Source organism: Arthrobacter sp. TJ-236 (assembly GCF_058269235.1).
In genome coordinates, this window is sequence record NZ_JBZCNI010000002.1 from 453,887 (window position 1) to 471,528 (window position 17,642).

Annotated in this window: 11 protein-coding genes; 6 read left to right on the top strand and 5 right to left on the bottom strand. The window is 72.1% G+C overall.

Annotated features, from left to right (window positions below; genetic code table 11):
- Positions 1–38: 38 nt before the first annotated feature.
- Both AC4D16_RS10870 and AC4D16_RS10875 read right to left on the bottom strand, forming a co-directional pair.
- Positions 39–1,937, bottom strand: coding sequence for an AMP-dependent synthetase/ligase (locus tag AC4D16_RS10870; protein ID WP_490954999.1), 1,899 nt, complete (start codon positions 1,935–1,937; stop codon positions 39–41).
- Between the two features lie 136 nt (positions 1,938–2,073).
- Positions 2,074–3,705, bottom strand: coding sequence for a dolichyl-phosphate-mannose--protein mannosyltransferase (locus AC4D16_RS10875; RefSeq protein WP_490955000.1), 1,632 nt, complete (start codon positions 3,703–3,705; stop codon positions 2,074–2,076).
- Between the two features lie 289 nt (positions 3,706–3,994).
- On the opposite strand from AC4D16_RS10875, the gene rsmI reads away from it, so the two are divergent.
- Both rsmI and AC4D16_RS10885 read left to right on the top strand, forming a co-directional pair.
- Complete coding sequence (rsmI, locus tag AC4D16_RS10880) at positions 3,995–4,864, top strand: 16S rRNA (cytidine(1402)-2'-O)-methyltransferase (protein WP_490955191.1); 870 nt, start codon at positions 3,995–3,997, stop codon at positions 4,862–4,864.
- Positions 4,865–5,072: 208 nt separating this feature from the next.
- The gene (locus AC4D16_RS10885) at positions 5,073–6,554 is read left to right on the top strand and encodes an NAD-dependent succinate-semialdehyde dehydrogenase (protein WP_490955001.1); all 1,482 of its coding nucleotides are present in this window, start codon (positions 5,073–5,075) and stop codon (positions 6,552–6,554) included.
- A gap of 102 nt (positions 6,555–6,656) precedes the next feature.
- Here AC4D16_RS10885 and AC4D16_RS10890 read toward each other — a convergent pair whose 3' ends face one another.
- The 3 genes from AC4D16_RS10890 to AC4D16_RS10900 are packed head-to-tail and all read right to left on the bottom strand — an operon-like array spanning position 6,657 to position 11,815.
- Positions 6,657–9,176, bottom strand: a complete 2,520-nt coding sequence (locus AC4D16_RS10890; protein WP_490955002.1) for a transglutaminase TgpA family protein — start codon at positions 9,174–9,176, stop codon at positions 6,657–6,659.
- Entirely contained in the window at positions 9,173–10,723 is a 1,551-nt protein-coding gene (locus tag AC4D16_RS10895) for a DUF58 domain-containing protein (protein WP_490955003.1), read from the bottom strand. The genes AC4D16_RS10890 and AC4D16_RS10895 overlap by 4 nt, the downstream gene beginning before the upstream one ends.
- A gap of 51 nt (positions 10,724–10,774) precedes the next feature.
- Positions 10,775–11,815 carry an AAA family ATPase gene (locus AC4D16_RS10900; RefSeq protein WP_490955004.1) on the bottom strand — a complete coding sequence of 347 codons (1,041 nt, stop codon included), beginning with the start codon at positions 11,813–11,815 and terminating at the stop codon, positions 10,775–10,777.
- A gap of 174 nt (positions 11,816–11,989) precedes the next feature.
- Between AC4D16_RS10900 and AC4D16_RS10905 the strand changes: the two genes are divergently transcribed.
- From AC4D16_RS10905 to AC4D16_RS10920, 4 genes are all read left to right on the top strand, one after another.
- Complete coding sequence (locus AC4D16_RS10905; RefSeq protein ID WP_490955005.1) at positions 11,990–12,955, top strand: TatD family hydrolase; 966 nt, start codon at positions 11,990–11,992, stop codon at positions 12,953–12,955.
- Between the two features lie 453 nt (positions 12,956–13,408).
- Complete coding sequence (rsmA, locus tag AC4D16_RS10910) at positions 13,409–14,335, top strand: 16S rRNA (adenine(1518)-N(6)/adenine(1519)-N(6))-dimethyltransferase RsmA (protein ID WP_490955006.1); 927 nt, start codon at positions 13,409–13,411, stop codon at positions 14,333–14,335.
- A gap of 46 nt (positions 14,336–14,381) precedes the next feature.
- Complete coding sequence (locus tag AC4D16_RS10915) at positions 14,382–15,338, top strand: 4-(cytidine 5'-diphospho)-2-C-methyl-D-erythritol kinase (RefSeq protein WP_490950214.1); 957 nt, start codon at positions 14,382–14,384, stop codon at positions 15,336–15,338.
- A gap of 68 nt (positions 15,339–15,406) precedes the next feature.
- Positions 15,407–17,233, top strand: coding sequence for an ATP-binding cassette domain-containing protein (locus AC4D16_RS10920; protein WP_490955007.1), 1,827 nt, complete (start codon positions 15,407–15,409; stop codon positions 17,231–17,233).
- Positions 17,234–17,642: the final 409 nt, after the last annotated feature.

A 17,642-nucleotide genomic window follows, 5' to 3' on the forward strand; every position in this document is an offset into this window, starting at 1 on the left:
CCTCACCGATTCGAGGCCTGCAGGGCGGGGCTGCTGTGCTACCTCGCCGTGCCGTACAGCAGTTCCAGGGCCTCTCCGTGATCGGCGACGACGGCGGCCCGCTTCAGCTTGAGGGTGGGCGTCAGGTGCCCGGACTCGACGGAGAACTCGGTGTCCAGCACGGTGAAGCGCCGGATCTGCTCCGCCTGCGAGACGGTCGCGTTGGCGGCGTCGACGGCCCGTTGCACCTCGGCGAGCACGTGGGGATGGGCCGCTGCGTCCGCCGAGCTGAGGGGTGCCTGTCCCCGCGACGCCGCCCACGCAGCCACCGCCTCGGTGTCGAGGCTGATGAGCGCGGCGACGAACGGCCGGCCCTCACCCACCACCACGGCCTGGGCCACGAGCGGGCACTCCCGGAGGGTCTCCTCCAGCGGCCCCGGAGCCACGTTCTTGCCGCCCGCGGTCACGAGGATGTCCTTCTTCCGGCCCGTGATGGTCAGGAAACCGTCCTCGTCGAGGGACCCGACGTCGCCCGTGCGGAAGTACCCGTCGGCAGTGAATGCCTCGGCCGTCGCGGCGTCGTTGCGGTAGTAGCCCGCGAAGATCCCACTGCCGCGGACCTGCACCTCGCCGTCGTCGTCGAGCCGGATGTTCGTTCCCGGCATGGGGATGCCGACCGATCCCACCCGGGTGAGTGCCACCGTGTTGACCGTGCAGGGCGCCGTGCTCTCCGTGAGCCCGTACCCCTCCTGGATCATGATGCCCGCACCCCGGAAGAAGTGTGCGAGGTGGGCGTTGAGCGGGCTGGCGCCGGAGACCGTGTACCGGACGTCGCCGCCGAAGACCGCGCGGAGCTTCGGGTAGACCAGGCGTTCGAAGACGGCGTGTGCCGCGCGCAGTGCGGGCGTGGGTCCGCGGCCGCCGCGTCCCCGGGCATCCACGGCCCGGGAGTAGGCGACGGCGGTCCGCTCGGCCGCCCCGAACAGGCGTCCCTTGCCGGCCTCCGCCGCCTTCTGACCGGCCGAGGCGTGGATCTTCTCGAAGATGCGCGGGACGGCCAGGAGGAAGGTGGGGCGGAAGGTGGTGAGGTCCTCGAGCAGCTGGGCGGCGGAGCTCGAGTGCGCGAGGGTGATGCCTCCTGTGAAGCACACCACCTGGACCGCCCGGGCCAGCACGTGCGCGAGCGGGAGGAACATCAGGGTGCGTGCGTTCTCCTGCTTGAGGAACTCGGGGAGGAACTCCAGCGTGTTGACCGCGAACAGGGCGAAGTTGCCGTGCGTGATGACGCAGCCCTTCGGCCGGCCCGTGGTGCCCGAGGTGTAGACGATCGAGGCGGCGTCGTCGAGCGCCCGTGAGGACCGCGCGGCCTCGAGCGCCTCGTCGGACACCCTGGCTCCACGGGCGGTCACCGACGCCAGGTCCGCCCGACCTGATCGGTCGGGCGGGGCGGGTGATCCCGCATCCGCCGCGTTCGCGGCGCCTCCCGCGGGCGCCGCATCCTGCGGGTCGAACCGCACGAGCGTCGTCGTCGCTGACCGGCCGGCGCGCGCTGCCGCGTCGGCCACCACATCGGCGCACCGCTGGTCCTCGACGAACACGACGGCGGGTTCGGCGTCCTCGAGGATCCAGCTCACCTGGTACGCCGAGGACGTCTCGTAGATGGGGACGGTGACGGCGCCCGCGAACCAGATGGCGACGTCCGCGACGGTCCACTCGTAGCGCGTCCTCGACATCACGGCCACGGCGTCGCCGGGCTCGACGCCCAGGGCGAGGAGACCCTTGGCGAGCTCCTGCACCTCCTGCAGGAACTGCGCTGCGGAGACGTCCTGCCAGTGACCGCCGGACCGGCGGGCGTACAACGGCCGCGCTGGGTCATCCGCGTGGGTGCGCAGGAGCAGGTCCGTGGTGTTGGACTCGGGTGGCAGGCTGACGAGGAGGTCCGTGATGGCTTCGCGCACAGGGGGAGATCGCTTTCGTGGTCGGCGGGCAGTCGTGGGAGTTCAGGGCCGGCGTGGCAGTTCGGTGACAGTCGGGTGAATGCGGTGAGGACGGGCGCCGCAGGGCAGGTTCGAGGTGGAGCGGTGGGGAGCGGCCCTAGATCCAGCTGGGCAGCCACATGCGTGAGCGCCAGTCCCCGTAGGGGATGATCTCGGCCGTCCAGATGGGCAGGAAGTAGGCCGAGAGGGCGACGGCGAGCGCCAGGAAGGCTCCCACGAGCACGAGGCGCCACCGCGCAGGGGAGCGGGTGACGTCGCCGAGGATCAGACCGAGACAGTACACGAGGGCGAGGATCAGGTAGGGCTCGAAGGCCACGGCGTAGAAGTAGAAGGTGGTGCGCTCGGGGTAGAGGAACCAGGGCAGGTAGCCGGCGGCGACGCCCGTGAGGATGGCAGCGGCACGCCAGTCCCGCCTGCCGAGCCAGGCGAACAGCAGGACCAGAAGGGACACCGCGGCGCTCCACCAGATGAGCGGGTTACCGAGCACCGTCACGGCCTGGGAGCAGGAGTCGGTGCCGCATCCCTCGGGCGTCTCGTAGAAGAAGGACGTCGGGCGGCCCACCACGAGCCAGGACCACGCGCTCGCCTCGTAGGGGTGGTCGGATCCGAGCCCCTGGTGGAAGGTGTAGGCGCTCCGGTGGTACTCGGCGAGGGAGCGCAGGGCGTCGGGCACCCAGCCCCACTCGGCCGACGGGTTCCGCTCGGCCCACGTGCGGTCGTAGGCGTCGCTCGAGAGGAACCAGCCGGTCCACGTCCCGAGGTACGTCACCAGGGCGAGGGGAACGAGCGCGACGAACGCTGGCAGCCCGTCCTTGACGGCGCCGCCGAGGACCCAGTGGTGCACGCCCGCGATGCGGCGGGCGCTCATGTCCCAGGCGACGGTCATGAGACCGAACGCGGCGATGAACGGGAGTGCGGACCACTTCGTCCCGAGGGCGAGCCCGAGGCACACACCGGCGACGAGCCGCCAGGGCCGCGCGCCGAGGAACGGTCCGTAGGCGAGGTGCCGGCGGTCCGGCACGCCGTCGTCGTTCTCCGCCAGCCGCGCGAGACGTGCGGCGAGCCGGCGGCGGCCGTCGTCGCGGTCGCGCAGCAGGGCCGCGAAGGCGGCGAGGAGCCAGAAGCTGAGGAAGATGTCGAGCAGGGACGTCCGCGACTCGACGAGGTGGTGCCCGTCCACCGCGAGCAGCAGGCCGGCTGCGGCCCCCAGGAGGGCGGAGCCGAACATGCGCTGCGCGACGACGGCGAGCAGGAGCACCGAGAGCGTCCCGACGGCGGCGGCGGAGAACCGCCAGCCGAAGGCGTTGTCCGAGCCGAAGAGCAGCATGCCGAAGGCGATCATCCACTTGCCGACCGGCGGGTGCACCACGTAGTTCGGCGCGTCGAGGAGGACATCCGGGGTGCCGGCGTTGAAGGAGTCGTTGGCGTTCTCGGGCCACTCGCGCTCGTAGCCCGACTGCAGCATCGAGTAGGCGTCCTTGACGTAGTACGTCTCGTCGAACACGAGCGAACCCGGTTCGCCGAGGCGCACGAAGCGCAGCACGCCCGCGAGGAGGGCGACGGCGAGAGGCAGCATCCAGTGCAGCGGACCGATGGCCCGCGCCACGCCGAGGAGCCTCGTCATCAGGGCCTCGCGGGTGTAGGCCTCTCGCGCGGGGAGGACCCAGGACGCGCCGTCGGACGGACGATCCCGACGGGGACGGACGGCGGTGTGGCTCACACGGGTCATGCTACCGGCGGGTCCCCGAGGTGCCGGGCGGACGCCCCGCTGGTCGTGCCTGGCACGCGGATGGCTCCCTCCGGCGCCACGTTCCGAGGGCGCGTTACGCCAGGGTCGTCCGAAGGGGCGGGAGGAGGGGGGCAGCTAGGCTTGATCAGTGACTCACGCGCAGGACGACCTCCCGACCGACGGCACCGTCGTCGACGAATCAGACGAACCCACAGACGACGCCGCTGACGACCCCACTGACCCCGGCACCGGCGAGTCCGCTGATGACGGCGCGGAGGCCGTGCCGACCATCACCGCGTACCGGGGGACGGCCGGGGACGGCAGCGGGCGCGGGCGGATCATCCTCGCGGCCACACCGATCGGCAACATGGGCGACGCCACCGAACGGCTCATCGGTCTGCTGCACACGGCGGACGTCGTCGCGGCCGAGGACACCCGGCGCCTGCACCGGCTCGTCCAGGCCCTCGGCGTGACCGTGACGGGCAGGGTCATCAGCTACCACGAACACAACGAGGCCGAGCGCACCGGCGAACTCCTCGAACTCGTCAGGGTCGGCGCCACCCTGCTGATGGTGACCGACGCCGGCATGCCGTCCGTCTCCGATCCCGGGTACCGCCTGGTGGAGGCCGCCGTTGCCGAGGGGCTGGACCTCACCGCCGTGCCGGGGGCCTCCGCCGTGCTCGCGGCGCTGGCGCTCTCGGGCCTGCCGACCGACAGGTTCTGCTTCGAGGGATTCCTACCGCGGAAGGCGGGCGTCCGGGCTGGGCGGCTCGTGGATCTCTCCGCCGAGCGCCGCACCATGGTGTTCTTCGAGGCGCCACACCGCCTCGAGGCGATGCTGCGCTCCCTCCAGCAGGCTTTCGGCTCCGACCGCGGTGCCGCCGTGGCACGGGAACTGACCAAGGTGCACGAGCAGGTGGTCCGCGGCTCCCTCCTCGAGCTCCTGCAGTGGGCGCAGGCCGTGGACATCCGGGGCGAGATCGCCGTCGTCGTCGCCGGGGCTCCCGACTCCCTGCCGACCTCGCCGGAGGACCACGTCTCGGAGGTGACCGGTCTGATGGAGGGCGGGATGCGTCTGAAGGACGCGGTGGCCGCCGTGGCCGCGCAGAGCCGGGTCAGCAAGCGCGAGCTCTACGCCGCGGTCATCGCCGCCCGCTGACACTCCCGTCCCGGACCGTCAGGGCCGTCTGCGCCGTCGCGCGTGGCGCACGAGGCCGGCGTACGGGAACCAGGAAGCGCTGTGCAGGTGCCCAAGGGCAACGGCGCTCCGCGGTGCAGCGTCCACTGGACACCTTTTCGACGTGCGCACTAGCGTGAGCGGGACCGCTCGGGGAGCCCGCCCGGCATCTCACGCGAAGGAGTTCAGGATGGCTGTCACCGCCGACCAGGAAACGGCAGTACTGGGGAAAGTGCCTACGGGCCTGTTCATCGGCGGGACGTGGCGGGACTCCTCCTCGGGGGCCACCTTCGACGTCGAGGACCCGGCGACGGGCCGTACCCTCCTCACGTTGGCCGACGCGACGCCCGAGGACGGCATGGCCGCGCTCGATGCCGCTGTTGCCGCGCAGGCCGCGTGGGCGCGCACCGCGCCGCGTGACCGCGGGGAGATTCTCCGCCGGGCCTTCGACCTCGTGACCGCCCGTGCTGACGAGTTCGCGCTCCTGATGACGCTCGAGATGGGCAAACCGCTCGCGGAGGCCCGTGGGGAGGTCACCTACGGGGCCGAGTTCCTGCGCTGGTTCTCCGAGGAGTCGGTGCGCATGTCCGGCCGCTACTCGATGTCCCCGGACGGGAAGTCACGCCTCCTGGTGCAGAAGAAGCCGGTGGGGCCCTGCCTGCTCATCACTCCGTGGAACTTCCCTCTCGCGATGGCCACCCGGAAGATCGCCCCCGCGATCGCCGCGGGTTGCACCATGGTGCTCAAGCCCGCCAACCTGACGCCCCTGACGTCGTCGCTCTTCGCCACCGTGCTCGAGGAGGCGGGGTTGCCCGCGGGCGTTCTCAACATCGTCAACACCACCACCGCGGGGGACGTCACCGGCCCGCTCATCGAGGACTCCCGGCTCCGCAAACTCTCCTTCACGGGCTCCACGCCCGTGGGCCGCAATCTCCTCGCGGCGGCCTCGAAGAACGTGCTCCGGACGTCGATGGAGCTGGGCGGCAACGCGCCGTTCCTCGTGTTCGAGGACGCCGATCTCGACGCCGCCGTGAACGGGGCCATGCTCGCGAAGCTCCGCAACATGGGCGAGGCCTGCACGGCCGCCAACCGGTTCATCGTCCACGAGTCCGTGGCAGACCGCTTCGCCGCGGCGCTCGCGGAGCGCATGGGCGCGATGACGACGGCGCGCGGTACCGAGGAGCGCTCCACGCTCGGTCCGCTCATCGATGGCAGGAGCCGTGACAAGGTGCACGAGCTCGTGACCGCGGCGGTCGGCGACGGCGCGCAGACCGTGACGGGTGGTTCCCCCGTGCCGGGCGACGGCTATTTCTATGAAGCGACGGTGCTCAAGGACGTCCGGCGGTCCTCGCGGATCATGCGGGAGGAGATCTTCGGCCCGGTGGCGCCCATCATCATGTTCGCCACCGAGGACGAGGCCGTGGAGCTCGCCAACGACACCGAGTACGGGCTCGTGGCCTACGTCTTCACCCGCGACCTGAACCGGGGCCTGCGCATCAGCGAGCGGCTCGACACGGGCATGCTCGGGCTCAACGCCGGCGTGGTGTCGAACGCCGCCGCGCCGTTCGGCGGCGTGAAGCAGTCGGGCCTCGGGCGCGAGGGCGGCGCCGAGGGCATCGAAGAGTACCTCGTCACCCAGTACGTGGGTATCGCGGACCCCTACGCGTCCTAGCGCACGGTCCAGCACGCACGGTCCAGCACGCACGGTCGAGCCGGCCCGGCGAGCGGACGCGGGCGAGCGCGCACGGTCCAGCGCGAACGGTCCGCGTGACGGTCAGCGCGGCGAGCGACCCCTGAAGCGGTTGAAGAGCGACTGCGGGAACAGCCTCGCCCTCAGGCGCGTCCCGAGACTGCTCCGGCTGCGCAGCGCCCGGGTGACGGCGTCGACGTCCTCCCAGCGCGGGGCTTCGACAGCCGCGCGGGTCGGGGCCGCCGTGACGGTCGCGGCCCCGTTCCGGCCGCCGTCCGTCACGGTCACCGGTACCGGAACCGTCGAAGATGCCGAGGCCGCCGCCGGGTGGTCCGCCAGCGCACCCGCTGCCGCATCGTGGTCCGCGTACTCCTCGTACTCGTAGGCGGAGCGCAGGCGGGACAGCGAGCCGGCGGGTGCGGACGCGAGCTGTGCGGTCCGCGCGAGCCGTCCGGCGAAGGTCCGCGGTGTGTCCGTCGGTTCGAGCGGGTACCCGTAGTCGCCCGCGAGCTCGGTGGTCTCGGCCCAGGCCGCCGTCGCCGCGCCGCGGTTCCCTTGGGAGCCATGAGTGCCAGGGATCCCGCCCGATACGTCCGCCGCGACGACCGCATTCCGCCGGGACCGTGTCCGCGCGGACCGCAGGATCATGGGCAGCAGCGCCAGTAGCGCGAGACCTGCCACGCCGAGCACGCCCTGGAGGGGCCGCGGCTCGTCCTGCGGGCCGGTGCTGCCGCCGTCCTGCGCCTCGTCCGAGGGGACGGTGGCGGCGCCGGAGGGTACGCCGGCGTTCGGTGCCGCGTTCGGGTTGAGAGCGTCGGTGTCGTCGGCGCGCGGACCCACGGGCGAGAACGCCTGCTGGGCGTAGGTCGGCACGACGCCGCGTGACGGCGTGGGTTCGAACTGGACCCAGCCCACGCCCTCGAACCAGAGTTCGGGCCACGCGTGCGCGTTGCGCGAGTCCACCACGAACTCGCGCAGCTCCGTCCCGTCGGGGCCCTCGTCGACGTCGCCCGTGGGGCTGCCGGGGGTGTACCCGACGGCGATCCGGCTCGGGATGCCGGCCTCGCGTGCCATGACGGCCATGGTGCCGGCGTAGTGCACGCAGTAGCCCTGCTTCGCCTCGAGGAAACGGGCCATGACGTCCATGCCGCTGCCGTCGTAGCCGCCCTCCACGGGGGCCTCCACGGAGTAGGTGAACTCCGGGCCCCTGAGGTAGCTCTGGATGGCCAGCGCCTTGTCGTAGGGGTTCACGAACTCACCCGCGACCTCCTGCGTGGTGGTGCGGACGATCTCCGGTGTGTCCCCCGGCAACTCCTTGAACACCGCCGGCACCTCCTCGGCGTCCGAGGGGCCGACCGATCCGAGGCCCTCGCGCGTGAGCTCGGCGGACCTGCTCTCCACCACGTACTCCTGGCGCGCCGTGGACCCGCCGTCGGTGGCGAGGATGGAGAGGTTGTTCGGATCCCACGCCCAGTTCCCGGCGAGGTTCCCGATGCTCTGCGGTGCGTAGGGCGAGAGCAGCCACGGGCTCGCGTAGCTCTGCGTGGTGATCCGTGTGATGACGTCCTGGCCGGGTGGTTGCGTCTCCGGGGCGCCCGGTTCGGTGCCGAGATCGTCGGTGTCGTCCACGCGGTCGTCGAGCCGCTGGTCCGGCTCCCACCGCCGGCCGGTGAAGTCCTCGAGCGTGACGGCCCGCAGGTACAGCGGGGTGTCCGACGTGGTGGAGTAGGTGATGCGCCCGAAGCCCGTGGGGTTCCGGAGGTCGTTGCCGAGGGTGACGGCCGGGTTGAGCCCGGTGGCGTTGCCCCACACGTTGAGCCGGGACCCCTGCGGGAACGCCCCCGAGGTGAAACCGGGGACCAGCAGGGGCAGGAGCACGGTCACGGCGAGGGCGCCCGCTCCGATGACCGCGCCCCGTGCGGCGAAGCCGGAGGACGCCCGTGCACCGCCGGACGCGCGGCGGTTCTCCCGCCACTGGGCGAGTGCGAGGACCAGGAGGAACGCGAGGACGGTCGCGACGAACGCCACCATCCCCACGCCGTTCGGCTTGACGATCGCGGGGGCGACCATCACCCCGAGCAGTCCGACGCCGGAGGCCGCGGGCATGCGCATGGTGGTGGCGAGCAGGTCCACCACGATGCTGATGAGCCCCAGCGCCGCGCAGATGATGAGGAAGATGCCGGCGCTCGGCAGCACGGGCGCCACCTGCGAGACGACCGTCTCCTCGGCCTGGGCGAGCAGGCCCTGCAGCTCGACGGACGTGCCCGGGCCGGGTACCACCCCGAGGATGCTCTGCAGCGGGAAGAACTGCGCGGTGAGTGCGCCGATCAGCGCGAGGACGCCCACGAGGCCCGTGAGGACGCCACCGAGTCCGAGGGTGCGGGTGAGAGCCATGGCCAGCAGCACCGGCGCGACAGTCCGGAGGACGGGGACGAACCACGTCCCGGGCTCCACCACACCGTTGAGACTCGTCGCCGCCGCGAGGATCGCGAGGAGCACGGCGCCGGTCACGGCCCAGTGCCACGGGTCGGCCGGGAGCACTCGCCGCTGGGCGGCGGGGGGCACGGGCGCGGGCGGCGCAGGGCGGGAGAGGGTCGCGGTCATGCCTGGCCTCCGGCTGGGGTGGTGCGGTAACGGGTGCTGACGGACGGGTCCGAGGACGTGGGCGACGCCGGAGCGGGTGCGGTGGTTCTCCTGCGCTCGGCAGGGCTGTAGGTCTCCGGTCCGACGGCGTGCTCCAGGCCTGCCCACACGGTGGGCAGGTGGGCGGCGGGGGAGGCGGCCGTCGCGTGCCAGCCCCCGGCGCGGAGGAGCTCGAGCTGCCGGTGGCACTCGGCCGGGCGTTCGGCGACGATCAGGGCGTACGACGGTGAGCCGTACTCCGCCGCGGACGCGAGGGCACGCGCCTCCTCGACCGTGATGACACCGAGCACGGCGATCAACGGGCCGCGATGGCGTGTGGTGGCCAGCTTGTCCAGCAGATGGTCGCCGAACGCTGCGTGCGCCATGCCCGGCTGAGCCTCGGCGTCGGACCTGCGGCCGATGCGGCGCGCCGCCTGACGTGCCAGTTCGCCGGCACGGACCGCGGTACTGCCGCCCTGCTCCTCGCCGGCGGCCCGGCGGCCGGTGTCCGGTGCGAGCTCGAGCGCGGCCAGGCCTTCCGCGATCCCGGCCACGGAACCCTGGCCGTGGTGCTCCTCGTCCGCCGGGAACGGTGCCGACGGCGAGCGCAGGAGTCCCGGGGCGCCCTGGTGGTCGAGGAGGCGGAGCGCGTAGTTGCGTTCGAGGAGGTGCGCGCTGATGGACATGACGGCGGTGACGGCCCACTCGAACGTCGGCGACGTGGCGAGCCCGCCGGCGTCTCCCCCGAAAGCCGCGCTGAAGCCGGAGCCGTAGCTCTGGTGCCGCTGGTCCATCAGCAGGGCGGCCTGGGGCGTGGTGACGGATTCCTCCTGGCGCACCATGAGCTCCGAGTGGCGTGCCGTCGCGGCCCAGTGCACGCGCCGCATGGAATCGCCGTGGCGGTACTCGCGCGTGATGACGTCGTCGTCGCTCGGGTTGGCCTGGCGCCTCGTGGCGGCCATGCCGTCGCTTCCACGGGCGCCCGAGAGCGGCGAGGCGAGCAGTTCCAGTGGTGCAGGCGTGACCACGAGGGCGTCGGTCTCGCCGAGCACGTGCCGTGACTTGCCGAGCCCGAAGGGATCGGTGAACTCCGCGGTGACGGGCCCGACGTCGTACACGCCGCGGGAGGCGGAACGCAGCCGGTACTCGTAGAGGGACACGCCCTCCCGTGTGGGGTTGCGCGAGGGATAGGTGAAGCGTGGCGCCTGGCCGAACCGCGCGGGGAGCTGCTCCTCCATGGCGATGCTCGCGCCTCCGGCCACCGACGCGGTGAGGGAGAGGGTGACCGTGGTGGTGGAGCCGATCTCCATGGATTGCGGCTGGAAGCTCCTGCTGACGGTGAAACGCGGTTTGAGCACCTTGAGGACCAGGACGGACGCGAGGGGGAGGGCCAGCAGCAGGATGCCCACGTACAGGAGGTCGCGCCGCCCTAGGACCTGCGCGGTCAGGAGGGCGACCACGGCGGTGAGGACGAAGCCCCAGCCGCGCACCGTCAGGAAGCGCGAGGGGAGCCTGTCGAGAAGGGCCATCGGTGAACCGCCGGGTCTAGGAGGGGGAGTGGGGCGCGCGCGGGGCGCGGCTCAGCGCCGCTGGCTCTCGCGCGCCACGGGGACGCGTGACAGGACGTCCGCGATGATGGACGACGCCGTGTCCCCGGCGCTCGTGGCCTTGCGGTCCAGCAGCAGGCGGTGCGCGAGCACGGGATGCGCCATGGCGGCGATGTCGTCCGGCAGCACGAAGTCGCGGCCCTCGAGGGCGGCACCGGCCTTCGCGGCGCGGAGCAGCTGCAGGAGCGACCGCGGGCTGGCGCCGAGGCGCAGTCGCGGGTGCTCGCGCGTGGTACGGCCGAGGCCCACCGTGTACTCCTTCACGGCGGGGGAGACGTACACGCCGCGTACCTGGCGCATCATGGCGGCGATGTCGGCCACGTCGGCCACCGGGCGGACCGCCGCCAGGGGCGACGTCGACTGGTGGGTCTCGAGCATGTCGAACTCCGCCTGGGCGTCGGGGTAGCCCATCGAGATGCGCGCCATGAAGCGGTCACGCTGGGCCTCGGGGAGGGGGTAGGTGCCCTCCATCTCGATCGGGTTCTGCGTGGCCACCACCATGAACGGTTCGCCGAGCGTGTGGGTGTGACCGTCCACCGTGACCTGGTGCTCCTCCATGCACTCCAGCAGCGAGGACTGCGTCTTGGCCGACGCCCGGTTGATCTCGTCACCGATCACGATGTTCGCGAACACCGGGCCGGGACGGAACTCGAAACGGCGCGAGTCCTGGTTGAAGATCGAGACGCCCGTGACGTCGGAGGGCAGCAGGTCCGGCGTGAACTGGATGCGGTTGACGCTGCAGTCGATGGTCCTCGCGAGGGTCTTCGCGAGCATCGTCTTGCCGACGCCCGGTACGTCCTCGAGGAGGAGGTGGCCCTGGGCCAGCAGCACCGTCAGCGCGAGGCGAGCCGCCTCGGGTTTGCCGTCGATCACTGTGGTGATGGCGTCGAGGATGCGGGTGCTGATCTCGTGGAGGTCGGCGCGGGGCCGGTCCGTCCGTGGTCGGGCGGCGCGGGAGCCTTCGGCTGCTCCCAGACCGGCAGCATCGTCGGCGACATTGTGCTGGACGTCCATGGGTACCTTCCACGCGTGCGGCTGCCGTGACGCGCGCCCACCGGGCACCCGACACGCAGGGAACGGCCGCGGCCGGTTCCCGAGAGCAGGAAGGCCGGGCTGAGAGATTCAACAGATTACTAGGACAACTTGCTCCCGGGGAGATAAGTTCCGCCTCCTGACTAGGCTTGCGGCATGTGTGACAGCGCAGCGACCACGGGCCACCCCTACGCCCCGGGGCAGATCCCGGAGCCCTACCGGGAGCCCGAGGAGGTGCCGGGCGAGGGAGCGCCCTCGGACGGCGCCGGTGCGGCGGCACGACGACGGCGGAAGGGCGCCTACCCGCCGCTGCCCGAGCCGCTTCCGGTGCCGGTGATCGACAACCACACGCACATCGACTTCCGCGAGGGTCCCGTGTCCGTGACCGTCTCCGAGGCGCTGGACGCGGCGGAGGCCGCCGGTGTCCGTGGCGCCGTCCAGGTGGGCACCGATCTCGCCTCCTCGCGGTTCACCGCGGAGGTGGTGCAGCAGGATTCCCGGCTACTGGGCGCAGTGGCGCTGCACCCCAACGACGCACCCCTGCTCGCGGAGGCCGGCACCCTCGACGCGGCGCTCGCGGAGATCGAGCAGCTCGCCACCGGGCCGCGCATCCGCGCACTCGGCGAGACCGGACTGGACTACTTCCGGACCGGTGAGGACGGCCGCGGCGGGCAGCTCTTCTCGTTCCGCAGCCACATCGAGATCGCGAAACGGCTGGGGAAGGCGCTCCAGATCCACGACCGTGACGCCCACGCGGACGTGGTGGCCACCCTGCTCGACGCCGGCGCGCCGGACCGCGTGGTGCTGCACTGCTTCTCCGGCGACGCCGACCTGGCGCGCACGTGCAACGAGCACGGCTGGTACATGTCCTTCGCGGGAACGGTGACGTTCAAGAACGCCGGCGGGCTGCGCGAGGCTCTTCTCGTGGCGGACCCCGCGCTGGTCCTCACGGAGACCGACGCACCGTTCCTGACGCCGGAGCCGTACCGCGGCCGGCCCAACGCGTCCTACGTCGTTCCCCACACCGTCCGGGCCATGGCGAGGGTCCTCGAGGAGGACCTCGACCGGCTCTGCGTCCGGCTGACGGCCAACACCGAGGCGGTCTACGGCACCTGGGCCTGAGGTGCCGGGGGTGATCGGGGCCCCGATGCGCGGTCGCGGCGGAGGTCCGTGGCCCTGCGCAGTACCGAGGACCACTGCTGAGGAGGCCTGAGCACCGCTCAGGGCCGGGTGGTACCGGGTAGTGCTCAGCAGTGACCGAGTACCGGAGAGGGGAAGGCACGTGGACAGCACTCGTGCCGACCAGCGACGGGCTTCGTAGCGTGGTGGGCATGGGTGTTCTCCGGCCCGCCCTCGTGGCCCGGCCGGAACCCCACTCGGCACCGTCCTTCCCGTGAGACCGGAGGAACGCGGTGCCCTGGCAGCCCCGTCCAGCCGGGGTCCTGCCGTACTGTGGGCCGGCGGCGCCGGGGACCCTCCTGAGACCAGGGTCCCCACCAGGCGTCGCCGGCTCCACGGCCTCCTCCCACACCAGCCCGAGCCGACCCGAGCTGCCCGCGCGGCTACGATGACACGGTGACTTCGCCCCCTCCAGCCCCCCTCCTCGGCGCAGCGGACATCCGGCGCCTGGCGGCGGAGGCCGACCTCCGGCCCACCAAGACCCTCGGCCAGAACTTCGTGATCGACGGCAACACCATCCGCCGGATCGTCGCCGCCGCGCACCTCGGTCCGGACGAGACCGTCCTCGAGGTGGGCCCCGGCCTCGGCTCCCTCACACTCGGGCTCCTCGACGTCGCCCGGCGCGTGGTCGCCGTGGAGATCGATCCCGTGCTCGCCGCGAAGCTCCCGGACACGGTGGCCAGGTGGCGTCCGGAGCAGGCGGACGCGCTCGACGTCGTTCTCGAGGACGCCCTCCGCGTGACCGAGTTGCCGCACGCGCCCACGGCACTCGTGGCGAACCTCCCCTACAACGTGGCGGTCCCCGTGGTGCTCAACCTGCTCGAGCGTTTCCCCTCGCTGCGCCACGGCCTCGTCATGGTTCAGGACGAGGTGGCGGACCGCCTCGCGGCCCCGCCGGGCTCGAAGACCTACGGCGTCCCCTCCGTCAAGGCGGCCTGGTACTCCGGCATGGCGAAGGCCGGTGTGATCGGGATGAACGTGTTCTGGCCGGCTCCGAAGATCGCCTCCGGACTGGTGCGCTTCACCCGCCGGGAACCGCCGCAGACCACGGCCTCGCGTGAGGAGGTGTTCGCCGTCGTCGACGCCGCGTTCGCCCAGCGCCGGAAGACCCTCCGGGCCGCGCTCGCCGGCTGGGCGGGGAGTCCCGTGCTCGCCGAGCAGGCTCTGCGCGCCGCGGGCGTGGACCCGACCGCGCGCGGGGAGGTGCTCGACGTCGTCGCCTTCGCGCGCATCGCCGAGGCCCGGACGACGGTCCGGGCGGCGTTGCAGAGCGGTGCGCCAGAGAGCCCGGACGCGGGCGGACACACCGCGGACGACATCTGACCCGTGGGCTAGGTTGGTGGGTATGGTCTCCGGCAGGACAGTCGACATGCGCACGGACTTCTCGCGTGCCCGCTCCGTGCGTGTCCGGGCGCCCGGGAAGATCAACGTCTCGCTCAGGGTCGGCCCCCCGCGTGAGGACGGGTACCACGGGATCGCGAGCGTGTTCCTCGCCGTGTCCCTCTACGAGGACGTCACCGCGACGCAGATGGCAGGGGATGCCATCACGGTCACCGTCAACGGCCAGGGCACGCTGAACCTGCCCGCTCGATCCATCCCGCTGGACGCCACCAACCTCGCGGTGCGCGCGGCGGAGCTCCTCGGCGAGGTGAGCCCCGGCCGCACCGGCGTGCACCTCGACATCACCAAGCGCGTCCCGATCGCCGGCGGCATGGGTGGCGGCTCGGCCGACGCCGCCGCGGCCCTGCTCGCGTGCGACGCCCTCTGGGGGAGCGGGTTCTCCCGCGACGAACTCGCGAAGATCGCCGTCGACCTCGGCGCGGACGTGCCCTTCGCGCTCGTGGGCGGCACCGCCGTGGGGCTCGGCGTGGGCGAGCAGCTCTCGCCGGCCATCTCCAAGACACCGCTGCACTGGGTCCTCGTGACCTCCGACTACGGCCTCTCCACACCCGAGGTGTACCGCACGCTCGACGAGATCCGGCTCCGCGACGGCGTCGAGCCGGACCCCCAGCCGGACATCGACCCCGCCATCCTCGGCGCCATGCGCGCGGGCGACGCCCTGGGACTCGCGCCGCTGCTCCACAACGATCTCCAGCAGGCCGCCCTGGAACTCGCCCCCGCGCTGGGCGATACCCTTGAGACGGGGAAGGCGGCAGGCGCGCTGGCCGGGATCGTCTCCGGTTCCGGGCCCACCGTCGCCTTCCTGACCCAGAGTTCCGGTCACGCCGCCGAACTGGAGACCCTGCTCACCGGAGAGGGCCTCCAGGCGACCTCCGTCCACGGCCCGGCGCACGGCGCCCGCATCGCCACCGACCTCGCCGGCTGACCGGGCGGGGACGACGGCGGGGGCCGCAGGTCACCGCACACACCGCTCCAACCGAAAGCAGCTCTTCCTTGGCACACCTCCTCGGCGCCGAAAGCCTCAGCGTCGCCTACGTCACCCGTACCATCCTCGACTCCGTGTCCCTCGGGCTGGAGGCCGGCGACCGCATCGGGGTGGTGGGCCGCAACGGCGACGGCAAGTCCACGCTCATGCGCCTGCTCGCCCAGCGCTCGGCGCCCGACGCCGGCCGGGTCACGAAGCGGCGCGACGTCTCGGTCGGCTACCTCGACCAGTCGGACGTCCTCGACGGCGACCTCGAGGTGGGCCGCGCCATCGTCGGAGACCAGGCGGACCACGAGTGGGCGTCCAACCCCAAGATCCGCGACGTCATGGGAGGCCTCGTCTCCGAGGTGGACTGGCACGCACGGGTGTCCTCGCTCTCCGGTGGGCAGAAGCGCCGGGTGGCGCTCGCGAAGCTCCTCATCGGGGACGACGACGTCATCATGCTCGACGAGCCCACCAACCACCTCGACGTCGAGGGGGTCGCGTGGCTCGCGCGTCACCTGCAGCAGCGCTGGCGGCCCACCGAGGGCGGCATGCTCGTGGTCACCCACGACCGCTGGTTCCTCGACGAGATCTGCAACCACACGTGGGAGGTCCACGACGCCGTCGTCGACGACTTCGACGGCGGGTACGCGGCCTACGTCCTCGCCCGCGCCGAGCGTGACCGCTCTGCCGCGGTGATGGAGTCGAAGCGGGCGCAACTCGTGAAGAAGGAGCTCGCGTGGCTCCGCCGTGGAGCACCCGCCCGGACGGCCAAGCCGAAGTTCCGCATCGAGGCCGCGAACGAGCTGATCGCGGACGTCCCGGAGCCCCGCGACTCGCTGGCGCTCAGCAAGATGGCGATGTCGCGCCTGGGCAAGGACGTGCTGGACCTCGAGGACGTCAGCCTCGCGATCACGGACGGCGAGGGCCGGGACCGGCAGCTGTTCGACAAGATCACCCTGCGTCTGGCACCGGGGCAGCGCCTCGGGCTCGTCGGTGTCAACGGGTCGGGCAAGACCACCCTGCTGCGTCTGCTCAACGGTGAGCTGACGCCGACGTCGGGCAAGGTCAAGAAGGGCAAGACCGTGCAGACGGCCGTGCTCTCGCAGGAGGTCCGCGAGCTGGACGACGTCGGGGACATGCGCGTCATCGAGGTCATCGAGTCGGAGAAGCGCGTCTTCGCGGTCGGCGGTAAGGAGGTCTCCGCGAGCCAGCTCGTGGAGCAGCTCGGCTTCACCAACGAGAAGCAGTGGACCCGCGTGAGCGAACTCTCGGGCGGCGAGCGCCGGAGGCTCCAGCTGCTGCGTCTGCTCGTGGGCGAGCCGAACGTCCTGATGCTCGACGAGCCCACCAACGACCTCGACACGGACACGCTCTCCGCCATCGAGGACGTCCTCGACGGCTGGCCCGGCACGCTCGTGGTCGTCTCGCACGACCGCTACCTGCTGGAGAGGGTCACGGACACGCAGATGGCCCTGCTCGGTGACGGCCGCCTGCGGGACCTGCCGGGAGGGGTGGACCAGTACTTGGACCTCCGCCGCGCCGCGGGGCCCATGACCGCGACGGGCAACGCGGCATCGCCCGCGATCAGTGGCGGATCGACGGGCTCGCCGACCTCCTCGGAGGCTGATCTCCGCCAGGCGCGGAAGGACCTCCAGCGGATCGAGCGGCAGATCTCGAAGGTGGATGCCCAGAAGGGCAAGCTGCAGCAGCAGATGAACGACGCCGGCGCGAAGCCCGAGGCCGACTTCGGGCACATCGCGGAGCTCGACGCGCGTCTGAAGGACCTGCAGGCGGAGATCGACGACCTCGAGGGCCAGTGGATGGAAGCGGCCGAGATCCTGGGCGAGTAACGCTCGCCGGGCGACCGGACGTTCGATCGGGGACTGGACAGGGTCGAAGACCGGTGCGCCGCTGCTCCGCGGTGTGTCTATCAGGTTTCCGTGCGGCGCGCACTGCGTTAACTCTTCGGGAGGTCGTCGCGCCGCGCGCGGGGGGCTACGGGTAGGGGCCTGGGTCACCGCGTCGCGCGAGCGAGCGGGCTCGCTGATGGGCCACCGCCGTCGTCCGGGAGACGATCGACATGCGGGCCGGTGGAAGAAAGCCGCAGGTCAGACGGGGGTGACGTCCGCAGGACGCCCCTCCCGAGGGGCCGCTCGGTCCGCCGCGGCAGCCCTCCCCGCCAACGGTGCGCCCCGGCCGTCGTCGGTCCGGGAAGGGCCCGCGGAGCGCGTTGTCGCGCGGCAGCAGGCAAGTAGGCCC

Bases quoted from the DNA above. Each gene is read 5' to 3' on its own strand.
- AC4D16_RS10875 (WP_490955000.1), bottom strand. From the start codon at position 3,705: ATGACCCGTGTGAGCCACACCGCCGTCCGTCCCCGTCGGGATCGTCCG.
- AC4D16_RS10885 (WP_490955001.1), top strand. From the start codon at position 5,073: ATGGCTGTCACCGCCGACCAGGAAACGGCAGTACTGGGGAAAGTGCCT.
- AC4D16_RS10890 (WP_490955002.1), bottom strand. From the start codon at position 9,176: ATGACCGCGACCCTCTCCCGCCCTGCGCCGCCCGCGCCCGTGCCCCCC.
- AC4D16_RS10895 (WP_490955003.1), bottom strand. From the start codon at position 10,723: ATGGCCCTTCTCGACAGGCTCCCCTCGCGCTTCCTGACGGTGCGCGGC.
- AC4D16_RS10900 (WP_490955004.1), bottom strand. From the start codon at position 11,815: ATGGACGTCCAGCACAATGTCGCCGACGATGCTGCCGGTCTGGGAGCA.
- AC4D16_RS10905 (WP_490955005.1), top strand. From the start codon at position 11,990: ATGTGTGACAGCGCAGCGACCACGGGCCACCCCTACGCCCCGGGGCAG.
- AC4D16_RS10915 (WP_490950214.1), top strand. From the start codon at position 14,382: ATGCGCACGGACTTCTCGCGTGCCCGCTCCGTGCGTGTCCGGGCGCCC.